Origin of the sequence: Bradyrhizobium sp. CW1, assembly GCF_023100665.1 — a bacterium.
Classification (GTDB): Bacteria; Pseudomonadota; Alphaproteobacteria; order Rhizobiales; family Xanthobacteraceae; genus Bradyrhizobium; species Bradyrhizobium canariense_D.
Genome location: NZ_CP064684.1, coordinates 977,728 through 991,342, shown reverse-complemented (window position 1 = coordinate 991,342; position 13,615 = coordinate 977,728). Strand labels below are relative to the sequence as shown.

General features: G+C 62.6%; 10 protein-coding genes and 1 pseudogene. 10 read left to right on the top strand and 1 reads right to left on the bottom strand.

Annotated features, from left to right (window positions below; genetic code table 11):
- Positions 1-9: 9 nt before the first annotated feature.
- Positions 10-1,464, top strand: coding sequence for a dihydropyrimidinase (hydA, locus tag IVB54_RS04680; protein WP_018453367.1), 1,455 nt, complete (start codon positions 10-12; stop codon positions 1,462-1,464).
- Between the two features lie 10 nt (positions 1,465-1,474).
- Positions 1,475-2,149 (top strand): annotated as a pseudogene (locus IVB54_RS04675) (HAMP domain-containing sensor histidine kinase); the annotation flags it as partial.
- On the opposite strand, the gene IVB54_RS04670 reads toward IVB54_RS04675, so the two are convergent.
- The gene (locus IVB54_RS04670) at positions 2,106-2,246 is read right to left on the bottom strand and encodes a hypothetical protein (protein ID WP_007597071.1); all 141 of its coding nucleotides are present in this window, start codon (positions 2,244-2,246) and stop codon (positions 2,106-2,108) included. The pseudogene IVB54_RS04675 and the gene IVB54_RS04670 sit on opposite strands and share 44 nt — an antisense overlap.
- 79 nt (positions 2,247-2,325) lie before the next feature.
- On the opposite strand from IVB54_RS04670, the gene IVB54_RS04665 reads away from it, so the two are divergent.
- From IVB54_RS04665 to IVB54_RS04630, 8 genes are all read left to right on the top strand, one after another.
- Positions 2,326-2,895 carry an alpha-ketoglutarate-dependent dioxygenase AlkB gene (locus IVB54_RS04665; RefSeq protein WP_018453365.1) on the top strand — a complete coding sequence of 190 codons (570 nt, stop codon included), beginning with the start codon at positions 2,326-2,328 and terminating at the stop codon, positions 2,893-2,895.
- A gap of 230 nt (positions 2,896-3,125) precedes the next feature.
- Positions 3,126-3,620 carry a hypothetical protein gene (locus IVB54_RS04660; RefSeq protein ID WP_247777085.1) on the top strand — a complete coding sequence of 165 codons (495 nt, stop codon included), beginning with the start codon at positions 3,126-3,128 and terminating at the stop codon, positions 3,618-3,620.
- Between the two features lie 134 nt (positions 3,621-3,754).
- Positions 3,755-4,684: a carboxylesterase family protein gene (locus IVB54_RS04655; protein WP_018453363.1), complete on the top strand. Its 930-nt coding sequence runs from the start codon at positions 3,755-3,757 to the stop codon at positions 4,682-4,684.
- 274 nt (positions 4,685-4,958) lie between these two features.
- Entirely contained in the window at positions 4,959-5,936 is a 978-nt protein-coding gene (gene dctP / locus IVB54_RS04650; protein WP_247299323.1) for a TRAP transporter substrate-binding protein DctP, read from the top strand.
- A 74-nt stretch (positions 5,937-6,010) separates the two neighbouring features.
- Positions 6,011-7,933, top strand: a complete 1,923-nt coding sequence (locus IVB54_RS04645; RefSeq protein WP_245288368.1) for an EAL domain-containing protein — start codon at positions 6,011-6,013, stop codon at positions 7,931-7,933.
- A 154-nt stretch (positions 7,934-8,087) separates the two neighbouring features.
- Positions 8,088-9,473 (top strand): HlyD family secretion protein, encoded by a 1,386-nt coding sequence (locus IVB54_RS04640; RefSeq protein WP_247777496.1) that lies wholly within the window; start codon positions 8,088-8,090, stop codon positions 9,471-9,473.
- A complete protein-coding gene (locus IVB54_RS04635) occupies positions 9,470-11,413 on the top strand; it encodes a glycosyltransferase (protein WP_247299319.1) in 1,944 nt (647 codons plus the stop codon). The genes IVB54_RS04640 and IVB54_RS04635 overlap by 4 nt, the downstream gene beginning before the upstream one ends.
- A 777-nt stretch (positions 11,414-12,190) precedes the next feature.
- On the top strand, positions 12,191-13,414 hold the full coding sequence (locus tag IVB54_RS04630; RefSeq protein WP_018453357.1) for an ABC transporter substrate-binding protein: 1,224 nt from the start codon (positions 12,191-12,193) through the stop codon (positions 13,412-13,414).
- Positions 13,415-13,615: the final 201 nt, after the last annotated feature.

The window sequence follows — 13,615 nt, the reverse complement described above, 5'->3', positions numbered from 1 at the left end:
GAGCATCCAATGCCCCTCCTCATCCGCGGCGGCACCGTCGTCAATCATGATCATTCGCGCCGCGCGGACGTGCTGATCGACGGCGAGACCATCGTCGCGGTCGGGCAATCGCTCGATGCGCCGACGGGGTGCGAGGTCATCGATGCCGGCGGCGCCTACGTCATCCCGGGCGGCATCGATCCGCACACTCATCTCGAAATGCCGTTCATGGGCACTGTCACCGCCGACGATTTCGAATCGGGGACCAAGGCGGCGCTGGCCGGCGGCACCACCATGGTGGTGGATTTCTGCCTGCCCGATCCAGGCCAGCCGATGCTCGCGGCCTATCAGGAGTGGCGACACAAATCCGAGAAGGCGGCCTCCGACTACGGCTTCCACATGGCGGTAACGTCGTGGTCGAAGCAGATCCATGACGAGATGGAGACCGTGGTCAAAACCTACGGCATCAACACCTTCAAGCACTTCATGGCCTACAAGGGCGCGCTCATGGTGAACGACGACGAGCTCTACAACTCGTTCGCCCGCTGCGCCCATCTCGGCGCCATGCCTGTCGTGCATGCGGAGAACGGCGACGTCGTCGCCCTGATGCAGGAGGCGCTGATCGCGGGCGGCGTCACCGGGCCCGAGGGACACGCTTATTCACGGCCGCCGGAGGTCGAGGGCGAAGCCACCAACCGCGCCATCATGATCGCCGACATGACGGGGACGCCGGTCTATATCGTGCACACGAGCTGCCGCGAAGCGCATGAGGCGATCGCGCGCGCACGTGCGGCGGGCAAGCGCGTCTATGGCGAGCCGTTGATCCAGCACTTGTTGCTGGACGCCGGTGAATATCAGAACAAGGACTGGGATCATGCCGCGCAGCGCGTGATGTCGCCGCCGTTCCGCGACAGGTCGCATCAGGATAGTCTTTGGGCCGGTCTGCAAGCCGGCTCGCTGCAGGTGGTCGCGACCGACCACTGCGCCTTCACCACCGAGCAGAAGCGGTTCGGGTTCGGCGATTTCAGAAAGATCCCGAACGGCACCGGCGGCCTCGAAGATCGCCTCGCCCTGCTGTGGACCGCGGGCGTCGCCACGGGACGGTTGACGAAGGAAGAATTCGTCGCAGTCACCTCGGCGAATATCGCCCGCATCCTCAACATCTATCCGCGCAAGGGCGCGGTCGCCGTCGGCTCGGATGCAGATATCGTGGTTTGGGATCCCAAGGCGAGCAAGACCATCAGCGCGAAGCGGCAGATGAGCCGGATCGATTACAACGTGTTCGAGGGGTTTTCCTGCACCGGCGGACCGGCGGCGACGCTGTCGCGCGGCCGAATCGTCTGGAAAGACGGCGATCTGCGCGCCGAGGCCGGCGACGGCCGTTATGTCGAGCGCCCGGCGTTCTCGCCCGTGCATGTCGCCAATTCGACGTGGAAGGAGCTGACCGCCCCACGCGCCGTGCCCCGCGGAGCGGTGACGCCGTAGAATTGATGGCCGCGGCCTCGGCGTCCACGTGTTTTCGGCAATGCCTGTCATCGTCAACAACCACGTCGCGGGGGTGATCTACACGACGCGGACGCTTCAGGGCAAAGCGGGCAGCCTGACGCCGGCCGAGCAGGAGACGTTCATCGCCAACATCCTGTCCGACACAAAGCGGCTGGAAGCGATGGCGCAGCGGCTGCGCGAACTCGCGCGTGCCGAAAGCCTGCCGCAAAACGAGCGCACGGAATTGGCGCCGGTGATTGCCGACCTCAGGAGCCGATTTCCGGCGAGCTCGATAGAGGCCAGCGGCAGCCTCGACCTGATGATCGGCATGTCGGCCGAGAAGGCGCTCATCGTGCTGTCGCATCTCGCCGATAATGCGATGCGACACAAGGCTGGGACAATCAGGCTGAAAGCGATCGACGAGCGTACGACCCTGCGTGTGACGGTAAGCAATGACGGCGAGCCGATCTCGACGCCGAACCGCGACAGGATCTTCGACGCGTTCTTCACCACGCGCCGCGACCAGGGCGGCACCGGGATGGGGCTGGCGATCGCGCGCGCGGTGATGGCGAGCCATGGCGGCTCGATCAGGCTCACGCCGACCGATCAGGGCGCGGCGTTCGAGCTGCAGTTTCCAATGGCTAGATCGCGAACACCCAGGCGGCGACGATGGTGCCGATGGTGACCAGACCGGCGATGGTCCAGCCGGCTGCGTATTCCAGCTCAGGATGACCGGTCGCCCGCATGATCTCTGCCGGATCGGCGGTATGCTTCTCTGCCATGACAGCCTCGCATGTTACTTTCCGCGTCATATGTAAGTCGCATCAGCCACCATTAGGTTCCATCACGGAAATGCGAGGAATGACGCAGCTTGGCTTGTTCGACGATCCGCACGCAGGGCCCGCCGGCCTTCGCTATGCCGATGACTTCGTCGAGACCGCCGTCGAGCAGGCGCTCATCGGCCGCATCGCAGCATTGCCGCTCCAGCGCTTCCAGTTCGGCGCCTTCGAGGGCAACCGCCGGGTGGCGTCCTTCGGCTATCGCTATGACTATTCGCTGCAGCGGCTGGCCGAGGCCGAGCCGATCCCGGACTGGGTCCTGCCCGTCGCGCGGCAGGTCGAGGCATGGGCTGGGCTTGCCGGCGGCAGCGTGCGGCAGGTGCTCTGCACCGAATACGAAGCCGGCGTCGGCATCGGCTGGCATCGCGACAAGCCGCATTTCGACAAAATCCTCGGCATGTCGCTGGGCTCGTCCTGCAAATTCCGTTTCCGCCGCCGTAGCGGCGACAAATGGGAGCGCCACACGCTCGAAGCCCGGCCGCGCTCGCTTTACATGATGGACGGCGAGGCGCGGTCGCAATGGGAGCACAGCATCCCGCCGGTCGAGGCGCGCCGCTATTCCATCACCTTCCGGACGATGAAGCAGGCCTGACAGGTCGGCCAAACAAAAAAACGCGAAAACAACCCCATGCACAGTAGAACGGCCGTCTCGGCGCGGGGCTCGGCCCCGCGGCGTAACCGTTTGACACCTCGGAGCAAAACAGCCGTAGCGCGCGAAGGCGCGAGGCGAGGCGAACTTGCCTTCCAATTCGGATTTACATGCTAATCTGGTTCCGCGCGCTTCTCGGAGGGAAGCCGCGATTGCAGGTCCAGGGAGGGAAGATGAAAGCCGGTCGATTGATCTTCGCCTGCACCCTCGTCCTCGCAGCCGCCTCCGGCGTCGCGGGAGCCTCCGACGCGACGCCCGCAAAAGTCTCGGGCGCGACGGCGCTGGCGCTCGCGGGGGTGATCGCGCCGCTGTCGTCGGTCCTGTCTGGCGCCGAGAAGAAGGCAATGGCGATGCTGTTCGCCGCCAACAGCGACATTCCCTACAAGAAGCCGATCATGGTGACCGCCGATCGAATCGTCTGTCGCGCCGGCAATGTCGACATCACCGTCCGGAACTGCGAGGTCACCTTCGGCAAGAAGACCCGGACGGTGAATGGCTCCACGGCCAACGAGATCTTCGCCACCGAAGCTCTGGCCGGCATTCCGGCCGACGGCGCCGCAGAATCGAATTTCGAGAGCCTGACCAAGCTGAGCTGCACGATCGACCCCAATGCCATCCGCCGGAAGGACGGCAGCGGGGCGGATTGCACGTTCCAGTCGGGGAATTGAACCACGCGTGGAGGACGAGCCGAGAGAACCATGGGTGCCGCGAAATCGCCTCATGACCAACTAACTAATAAGGCGAATTGAAAAGACGGGCCAAACGCGCGAGCCCATATCGGGCACGCAGGGCCACCACCGACATGAAGAATTTTCTCGCATTTTTTCTGATTCTGGGCCTGACGGCAGCCTCCGCGCACGGCCCCTTGCCGCCGCGGCCGGCTGCGCCGTCCGATCTTGTCCAGGTCGGCCTCACAGATAGCGACACCACCGCAGGCGGCACCGCGCGGCTATGCGAGCAGGTCACCTTCTCGCGCGGCCTGCGCTACGGCGAGAGCGAAGCCAATGTGCTCGATGTCGCCACCGCCACGACCAAGGCGGATACGCCGCGGCCGGTGCTGCTGTTCGTGACCGGCGACACCTTCACTGGCGACCGCGCCGCGCCGGAGCTGTCGCGCCAGATCCAGGACCAGGCCATGTGCTTTGCCGCGCGCAACGACATGATCGGCGTGCGCGTCAACTACCGGCTGGCGCCCTCGGCGACGTGGCCGGCGGGTGCGAGCGACGTGGCGGCGGCGCTGTCCTGGGTCTACGGCAATATCGACCTATTCAACGGCGATGCCCGCGAGATCGTCGCAGTCGGCTACGGCGCCGGCGCCTTCCACGTCGCCACCCTGCTGGCCCATCCCGAACTCCAGACCGACCGCGCCGATGTCGCGGCGGTCGTGCTGGTGTCCGGGATCTACCGCGCCGGCAAGGACGCCAGCGACAGCGAGAAGGCCTATCTCGGCAGGGACGCCAGCCAGTACAACAAGCGCTCGGTCTTCCCCGGCATCCTCAATGTGGACGTCCCGATCGTGCTGGCCTGGGCCGCGGATGATTCCGCCGGCATCACGGCGCAGGGCGAAACCCTGAAGAAGACGCTCTGCGGCGCCGGCCATTGTCCGCGTAGCGCGCTGCTGCGCAGCCGCGACGGCATCGCGAGCGCCTTCGGCCTCGACGGCTCCGGCGACAGCCTCGCCGAGCCGACACTGCTGCTGGTGCATCAGCTCGAGGCGCGCGGTCTGCCGTAGCGGCGTGTTGCCGGCAGCGCGCTGATAACGTCCACCTTTAGCTGGGTTGCCCTCTCGCGGCCGCGCGCTCTCAGACAATTGTCTCGCCGGCGTTAGCACGCTTCAAACTACGATTCGCGATCTGGTCGCCGCCCGGATCGCCGCGTGCTATCTAGGAGAGTTCTCTGAAGCATTTCTATCTATGGGGGTTCGTTAGGGACCGAGCAAATCGGCGTTTCGACGCGCCGCCGCCACGATCGGAAAACCGATGCTTAGTTTGCTTGCACGATGCGCGGTGATCTCTTTTGCGTTGATTTCGGCCTCCGCCGCCGAACCGGTCAAGCTCAAATTGGCCTTCCCCAGTTCCGACCGCTCGACGAGTTATCTCGCTGCGGTCAAGCCATTCGTCGACGCGGTCAACGCCGAGGCAAGAGGCCAGATCGAAATCGAGACCTATTTCAGCGGCGTGCTTGGAAAGGATCCGGCTGAGCAACCCCAGCTCGTGCTCGATGGTACGGCCGACATCGCCTACGTCGTGACGGGACTGACTCGCAACCGGTTCGCAGACAATGCAATCATCGAGATGCCCGGCCTGTTTACGAACATGCGGGAGTCCGTTGCGGTGTTCAACCGGCTTATGGCCGCCGGCGCGCTGCAAGGATACGACGACTACGTGGTGATCGGCGCCTATGTCACCGAGCCCGAGACGATCCACAGCAACATTCCGATCACGTCGCTGAATGATCTGAAGGACAAGAGAATTCGCGTCAACAATCCGGGCGAAGCCGCAGCGCTCGAAAAGCTCGGAGCGCGGCCCGTATTTCTGCCGGTCACCAAGATCTCCGAAGCCATTGGCAGCGGCAGCATCGATGGCGCCCTGGTACCACCATCTCCATTGGTCGATTACGGCATCAAACGCGTTGCGACCTATCATTACCTTCTTGGCATCAGCGGCGCACCGCTGATGGTTTTGATGAACCGGAAAATATTCAACCGGCTGCCGAAACCTGCACAGGCGACCATCCTCAAATACAGCGGTGCGTGGTCTGCCGGACGTTTCATGGATACCTACGAAGCCGTTGAAAACAGCATTATGGGGGAGCTGAAGTCCGATCCCAAACGCCAGGTGACCATACCCACGCCGTCGGACCTCGATGCGGCCAATGCCGTGTTCGCGGCCGTTGCCGACGATTGGGCTTCGAAAAGTGAGCGCAATGCCGAACTGCTAAAAACGGTTCGGGCCGAGCTCACGAAAATGCGATCGACCCGGTAGCACTGATGCCGTCACTCGCCAGTATCTGGCCTCAGCGAAACATCGTCACCATCGTCGCCGCGCTTGCCATTCTGTTGCTGGGCGCCGGGACGACCCTGAAGATCACGACCGATCATCTTCTCCGTCAAGATGCGACGTCGACCGCTCGTAGCTGGGCGAGGTTCCTGGCGGCCAGTGTCACCGATCTCGAGCAGATCGCCGGCGGCGAGCAGCCTTCCGCCGCGAGCATGGCGTTCTTCCTGTCGGCGCGAAATTCCGGCGAGGTCTTTCACTACGAAATATTCAACCGTAATGGCTACTCCCAGTTCGTTTCGACCCGCGAAAAGATCGCGCTCGTCGACTTGTCTGAATATAGCCCCGATGCGGCGCGATCAGCGGTTGACGGTCTCCCGATCGTCGACGTCAGGGAGGGAAATTCGCCCGACCGACCGGCATTCTTCGCCCGCGCCTATGTCCCGGTCCAGACCGACGGTCGCCTCACCGCTGTCGTTGCGGCCTACGTGGATGAAACCGAGCAACGCAAGAATGTCCACAATACGTTCCTGACCGCGGCCGTGTTCCTTTGCCTGCTGTCAGGTCTCGCCTTCTCCATTCCCGCAATTGCCTGGTATCGGGAAACAAAGGTGAAGCACGCTGACCGGCGCATCCGGTTTCTCGCCCATCATGACGCGTTGACCGGGCTGACCAATCGCCCGCAGCTGATCGAAAAACTGGAGAGCGCCATCGCTCGCCTGCCGATGCGGGGCGGCAGCCTTGCCGTACACTTCATCGACATCGACCGTTTCAAGGAGGTCAACGATTCGCTTGGTCACGACAGTGGCGATTTTCTGCTCAAGTCCATCGCCAAGCGTCTTCGCGCCGCGGCCAGGATCGACGACGTGGTGGCGCGGCTCGGCGGCGACGAATTCGTGGTCGTGCAGAGCGGGATCGCCGGCAAAGCTCAGGCCGAGTCGTTTGCGAGCCATCTCGCCGCCGCGGTAAATGCGACCGTGAAATTCAAGCAGCACGAGATCCTCACCACCGCTAGCATCGGCGTGGCGCTGGCGACGGGGGAAGACACCACCGCCGAGCGGTTGCTCAAGAGTGCCGACCTCGCGCTCTACGCGGCCAAGGCAGCCGGCCGCAACTGCATCCGGTTTTTCCTGCCTGAAATGGACACTGAGCTACAAGCGCGCATCGAGCTCGAGAGGGCGATTCGCGACGCGGTACTGAATGATCGCTTCGAATTGCATTATCAGCCGCTCTTCGAAATATCCCAGCGCCGCCTTGCCGGCTTCGAAGCGCTGATCCGGATGCCCGCGGCGGACGGAACCCTCATTCCGCCATTGACCTTCATTCCGGTCGCCGAGGACTTGCGGCTTATCGACAAGATCGGGGCGTGGGTGTTGCGGGAGGCATGCCGCACGGCCGCGACCTGGCCGGCGCACCTGACCGTTGCAGTGAACCTGTCACCCGTGCAGTTCGTGGCGGGCAACATCGGTGACATCGTCGCCGCCGCACTAAAAGACGCCGGACTCGCGGCGCACCGACTCGAACTGGAGATCACCGAAAGCCTGCTGCTCGGCAACACCGAAACGATCATGGCTCAGCTCCGGACGCTCAAGACGATGGGCGTTGCCATCGTGATGGACGATTTCGGGGCTGGCTATTCGAGCCTCAGCTATCTGTGGCGCTTTCCGTTCGACAAGATCAAGATCGATCGAGCCTTCATGCAGAGCCTCGACGGCCCTCATTGTCAGGTCGGGACAGTAGTAAAAGCGATCATCGCGCTCGGACGGGAACTGCGCATGCGGGTGACGGTCGAAGGCGTCGAGACCGCCAACCAGGCAGCTTTCCTCGACGCGGCCAACGGTGATCAGGTCCAGGGCTTCTTCTTCGGCCGGCCGATCCCCGCCTCAGAGCTCGGCGCCAGCATTCTCGCGGAGTTTGAGAAAGCAATGCCGCGGGCTTCGCCCGCGACCAAGCTGCACCTCGTCAACACATCGGCTGAACGGTAGCACGGACCCGTGCCTCTATCGGCCCAATGCGACTCTTGGCGATCCGCTATCGCAGACAATTCTCATGTTTCAGTTAGCCTTTGCAACACCAACATCGCATTTGGATTCGGCCGGCCGTATCTCGCGCGGAGGTTGCGCGTTGACTCTCAGGTGTATGATGCAAAACAAAACGCGTTTCGATTCGACATTCGAAGGCGGCGGCGGTCCAGATATCGCAAAACCTCTCGCGGTGGACGGAAACCATGACGCGCACGGTTTGCTACGCGCGTTGGATGCGCGTCTCAGTCCCGGCAATGCCGATGCCCCCGCAACCGGCGGCGATGCCGCCGCGGATGTAGCGCAATCCAAGCCGAGCCGGACGCTTCTCCGATTTGTGAAGGCCGCGGCGGGCATCGCCATCGTCGCAGTATTCGGCTGGCTGCCGCTCAGAGCGCTTTTCCAGACGTCAAGCGTCGAAGCCGTCGTCAATTCGAGGCTCGTGACGTTGAGGTCGCCGATTGACGGGAAGATTTCAGCCGGGGCCAGTCTGTCAGGCGATTTAGGCACCGTCGGTGAGGGCACTTTCATCCTCCGTGTCGTCAATCCGCGCGGCGACCGCGTGCGGCTCGATGACCTGCGCAGTCAGATGTCTCGCCTCGAAAACGAAAGGCCGAGCCTCGTTTCGAAGATAGCTTCAGCCCAGGCGGGGCAGAAGGATCTGGCGCGTCAGGCGGCCCTGTTCACAGCGGGGCGCATTCGTCAGCTCGAGGCGCGCATCGCAGAAATCCAAACATCAATCGAAGCGGCCGCAGCGCGTCGTGAAGAGGCGGCAGCCGCGGTGGAACGAGCATCATCGCTCATCAAATCGGGCAGCGTTTCGTCTGTCGAGCTTGGGCGCCTGACGCGGGATCAAACCATTGCTCAGCAGACCGAAATCGGCGCGCGACGCCGTCTGGATGCAACCCAGGTCGAGCTCACCGCCGCGCGCGAGGGCACTTTCCTCGGCGACAGCTACAACGATCGTCCGAGCTCGGTGCAGCGTGAGGAGGAAATGCGGCAGCGGGCTGAAGGCCTCACCGCGGACGTAGCGCACGCCGATGCGCAAATCTCGTGGCTCGTCGGCGAGATAGAATCAGAGCGATCTCGTTACATCGGCCGCTCCGAGGCGGACATCAAGTTCCCCGTCGCCGGCCGAATATGGGAGGTCATGACGGCACCTGGAGAGGACGTCCGGGCCGGACAACCGCTCATTCGTCTACTCGATTGTTCCGGCGCCGTAGTGACGGCGAACGTCACTGAGAGCGTGTATAACGGGCTGCAACTGGGATCTCTCGCACATTTCCGGCCGAGCGCCGGCGGCCCCGAATTGACTGGCACCGTCGTCAATCTCACCGGCTCCGCAGGGGTCGCAGCGAACCTCGCCATTAATCCCGATGCGCTGAGCAAGGAACCGTATCGTGCGACGATTTCGGTCCCCGACCTCAACGATGGCTCCAACGATTGTCCAGTCGGGCGAACCGGACGCGTCATCTTCTCGCCAGACACTGCGAGAAAGCCATGATCGCCGCGCTGACACCGGGCCTTATTGCGCTCGGGTTCTGCGTTGCCGTCCTTCCCTGGTTGCGGCACGAGAACTCCACGGCGCGCTCGCTGATGATCTCAATCGCATTGCTGCTCATGATCCGCTATTTTGGATGGCGCATGACAGCCACGGTGCCGCCCGTCGGCTGGACCGCCGACTTCGCCGTGGGATCCGTGTTCCTCTTCGTCGAGGCTGTATCGCTTGCGGCGGGTGCACTGACACTGGTGTTTCTCAGCCGCTCGACCAATCGAACGCCGCAAGTCGAAGTCAACAGGCGGTGGCTTGCCGGACGGCAAGCTCCGCTGATCGACGTATTCATTTGCACCTACAACGAGGAAACGTCGATTCTGGAGCGCACAATCATCGGCGCCACGGGAATGAACTATCCCAACTACCGCGTCTGGGTTCTGGACGACGGACGGCGTGACTGGCTCGAAAAGCTTGCCGGCCAGCTCGGCTGCCGGTATCTGGCGCGCCCGGACAACAAGGACGCCAAGGCCGGCAACATCAATCACGCCCTGTGGCATGTGGCGGAGCTCGCCGATCCCCCAGATTTCATTTCGATTCTCGACGCCGATTTCGTGCCTATGCCCGAATTTCTCAGCCGCGCGACGTGCCTGTTCCGCGACCAGGGCGTAGGCGTGGTACAGACACCTCAGCATTTCATCAATGCGGATCCGATCCAAACCAATTTGGCCGCGACCAAGGTCTGGCCGGACGAGCAGCGCTTTTTCTTCGATATCCTGATGCCATCGAAGGACGCTTGGGGCGTGGCGTTTTGTTGCGGCACGTCGTCGGTCATCCGATTCTCGTCCCTCGTGAAGATCGGCGGCTTTCCGACCGATTCCGTGACGGAGGACTACTTGCTGACGCTGCGGCTGACGGAAATTGGATCACGCACGGTGTACCTGAACGAGCGTCTGACCTTGGGGCTGGCCCCGGAGGGACTCAAGGAGTACATCACTCAGCGCAGCCGATGGTGTCTTGGCTTCATGCAAATCTTTCGGGGGCGCAGTGGTCCCTTTTCCCGAAGATCGCAGCTGGACGTTGTCGACAGGCTTTCTCTCATCGAAGCATTCATGAGTTGGACCTCGACCTATGTCGTCAAGGTCTTCGGTCTCGTCGTTCCAAGCCTTTATCTTCTCTTCGGCATCAAAGCGGTCCAGGCCGATCTTTTCGAACTCCTCGGATATTTCCTGCCTTTTTATGTCTGGTATTCGCTCACCATGGCCTGGATTTCCCGCGGACGCTCCATGGCGGTGATGTCGGATGTCGCTCAATACATTGCACTGCCGGCGGTTCTCAAGGCCGTGGCGGCGGGACTGCTCCAGACGCAGGGACACACATTCAAGGTCACGGCGAAGGGCGGGGATCGCGACCAACGCTTCGTCGAATGGCCACTGCTCAGGATATACGGCACCGCATTGGCGATTACGCTCGCGGGTATCGTCTATGCCTTCGTGCTTCATGTGCAAGGTGACATGATCGCCTATGGCGGTCTGGCGCTCGCCTGGAGTTTGTACAACGCCATCATTCTGTTGATCGTCTGCCTGGTGTCCATCGAGCAGCCGCGGCGACGGAAGGCCGAGCGGTTCGAGCGAGATGAGCCTGTCCTTTTCAATATCGGTTCCCGGCAGTGCATCTACCGTTTGGCAGACATGTCGATCACGGGCGCTCGCTTCGTGAGCGACAATCCACCACCTGTCGGGACCGCGGTTCGCTGCACCCTCCAGGAGAGAAACGTCGCGGCCCTGGTCGTGCGACGCACGGGGAATGGCTTTGCAATCCGGTTTGATGAAACCCTCAACACCCGCATCGCTCTCATTCGCGCTTTCTATTCCGGTGACTACGTCAGCGCATTCAGCGGCATCCACGCCGCCCCGATCGGCAAAGCATTAATGATGCGGATTTTCGGGTGACTACCTCTGCTGATGAAGCGCAGCACCAAGCTCGCTGAACGTCACCGTCGTTGCCAAGCCGAGCGCTGCAACCGGTTCTTCTCGACCAATGCCTACGTCCAGGCCTTCGGCGCTCGATCGTTCCAGGTAGCGCGCGCCCTATGTAGGCGCCCGCAATTCGCCCTGAAACCAAGCCAAGGTATCAGACGATCTCATTGGGTCGACCAGCACGACCGCGATCTGGTCGACGAAATCGCAAGCGGGACATTCGAAGGTCCAAATCTCAGAACCGGCGGAGCTTGGCGTGATGCGCGCCAGCGTCGTTGTTATCCGGCATGTAGGACAAGGTGGTCGCTGAATGGCCATGAGGCTCGCCTGAATCCGGCGGGAGCGCGATACTCTCAGTCACCGATGGGCGCCGATGCGGGCGGTGATGGACCATCATGGAACCGAGAGCTCTGCCGCCACCGGTCAATATAGACCACCATCCAAATTACGGCCCGCTATCCCAAACATGATCTTTCACAGATCGATTCATTTTTCATCGGACGAGTGCGGAACAGCGAGCGCACCCGGGCTATATCGCCCGATTTCACGACCGCCGGGTCGAGATGGAGTTCAAAGTCCGCGGGCTGCCCTAGCGGCGCGCCCCAGTCGGCGCGTCAGCACGCCTGCCGTTTCGTCCGGCCCTCCAGCTGCGCACCGCGCCACAGCTTTGACAAACGCTTGACCTAGATCAAGCAGCCTTGGTGCGGATTGAGCCGACCTCGATGAGGGGCCAACGTCAAGGTATCGGGCATGCGCGTCTCCGGCAGGATGCTGTTCGTGTTGATGGTTGCCCTGGCATCGCTCGGGGCGATGTCGCAGGAGCGCGCCGATCAACCCACCGCCGACAACGAAATCCGTATCGGCAATGTCATGCCGTATTCGGGACCGCTGTCCGAATTCGGCGCCATCGGCCAGGCGGAAGCGGCCTATTTCGACATGGTCAACGCGCGCGGCGGCATCAACGGCCGCAAGATCCGCTTCATCACGCGCGATGACAATTCCGATCCGACGACCGCGCTGGAGCTGACGCGCAATCTGGTCGAGACGGACGACGTGCATTTGATGTTCGGATCGTTCGGCACGCCCGGTAATCTCGCCACGCGCTGGTATCTGAACGCGAAGAAGATCCCACAACTGTTCGTCGCCTCCGGCGACGAGGAGCTGAGCCAGGCCAAGGCGTTTCCCTGGACCATGGGCTGGCAGCCGTCGTTCCGGTCGGAGGGGCGCATCTACGCCAACTATCTCCAGGCCTATTATCCCAGGAAGAAGATCGTGGTGCTCTGGCAGAACGACCAGTTCGGGCGTGCGCTTCTCAAGGGCCTGGAGGAAGGTCTTGGCGATCTGAACCGTCTCGTCCTCGTCGACATCGCCTTCGACATTGCCGATGAGCATCTCGACGGACACGTCTCGATCCTCAAGCGCGCCGGCGCCGATATCTTCGTCTTTCTCGGTGTACCGTCGACGGCGTCCAAGGTGATCAAGCTGGCGGCGTCGCTCAAGTGGCGCCCGGTCTTCATCGTCAACGACGCCTCCGCCTCAATCGCCAATGCGATGGCGCCCGCAGGCCTGGAGAATTCCTCCGGCGTGATCTCGGCGGCCTTTCTGAAGGACCCGAGCGATCCCGCATGGAAGGACGATCCCGCCATGAAGGACTGGTTCACTTTCATGGACAAATACCATCACGACGAAAGCACCAACAGCAGCGCCGCGCTCTATGGCTACGCCGCGGCAGAGGCGCTGACGCAGGTGCTGAAGCAATGCGGCGACGACCTCTCGCGCGAGAACATCATGCGTCAGGCGGCTTCGCTGAGGAATTATCAGCCTTCGGTCGCCCTGCCCAACATCAGGATGAACACCTCGCCGAACAGCTACCTGCCGATCCGGCAGATGCGGCTGGTCCAGTTCGACGGCCGCTCCTGGCAACCCTTCGGCGACGTGATCGACACCGCCTTCACGGAAGGCGCGGCGCGGTGAGTTGACTCGGGCCCACCTATTGCTGGGCTACCCCTCTCCCCCGCCCTCTCCCACAAGGGGGGGGAGGGAGCCGAGCGGAGAACGGAGCAGCGTCGCACCATGATCGACTTTCCGCGAAGTTGGACAACGTCGCCACGTTAAAGATGTGTTTCCCTCCCTCCTTGTGGGGGAGGGCTAGGGAGGGGGTGCCACACGGCACAC

What these genes read in the sequence shown, in the direction of transcription:
- IVB54_RS04665 (WP_018453365.1), top strand. Translation starts at nt 2,326, where the DNA reads ATGACGCAGCTTGGCTTGTTCGACGATCCGCACGCAGGGCCCGCCGGC.
- hydA (WP_018453367.1), top strand. Translation starts at nt 10, where the DNA reads ATGCCCCTCCTCATCCGCGGCGGCACCGTCGTCAATCATGATCATTCG.
- IVB54_RS04635 (WP_247299319.1), top strand. Translation starts at nt 9,470, where the DNA reads ATGATCGCCGCGCTGACACCGGGCCTTATTGCGCTCGGGTTCTGCGTT.
- IVB54_RS04655 (WP_018453363.1), top strand. Translation starts at nt 3,755, where the DNA reads ATGAAGAATTTTCTCGCATTTTTTCTGATTCTGGGCCTGACGGCAGCC.
- IVB54_RS04630 (WP_018453357.1), top strand. Translation starts at nt 12,191, where the DNA reads ATGCGCGTCTCCGGCAGGATGCTGTTCGTGTTGATGGTTGCCCTGGCA.
- IVB54_RS04660 (WP_247777085.1), top strand. Translation starts at nt 3,126, where the DNA reads ATGAAAGCCGGTCGATTGATCTTCGCCTGCACCCTCGTCCTCGCAGCC.
- IVB54_RS04670 (WP_007597071.1), bottom strand. Translation starts at nt 2,246, where the DNA reads ATGGCAGAGAAGCATACCGCCGATCCGGCAGAGATCATGCGGGCGACC.
- IVB54_RS04640 (WP_247777496.1), top strand. Translation starts at nt 8,088, where the DNA reads ATGATGCAAAACAAAACGCGTTTCGATTCGACATTCGAAGGCGGCGGC.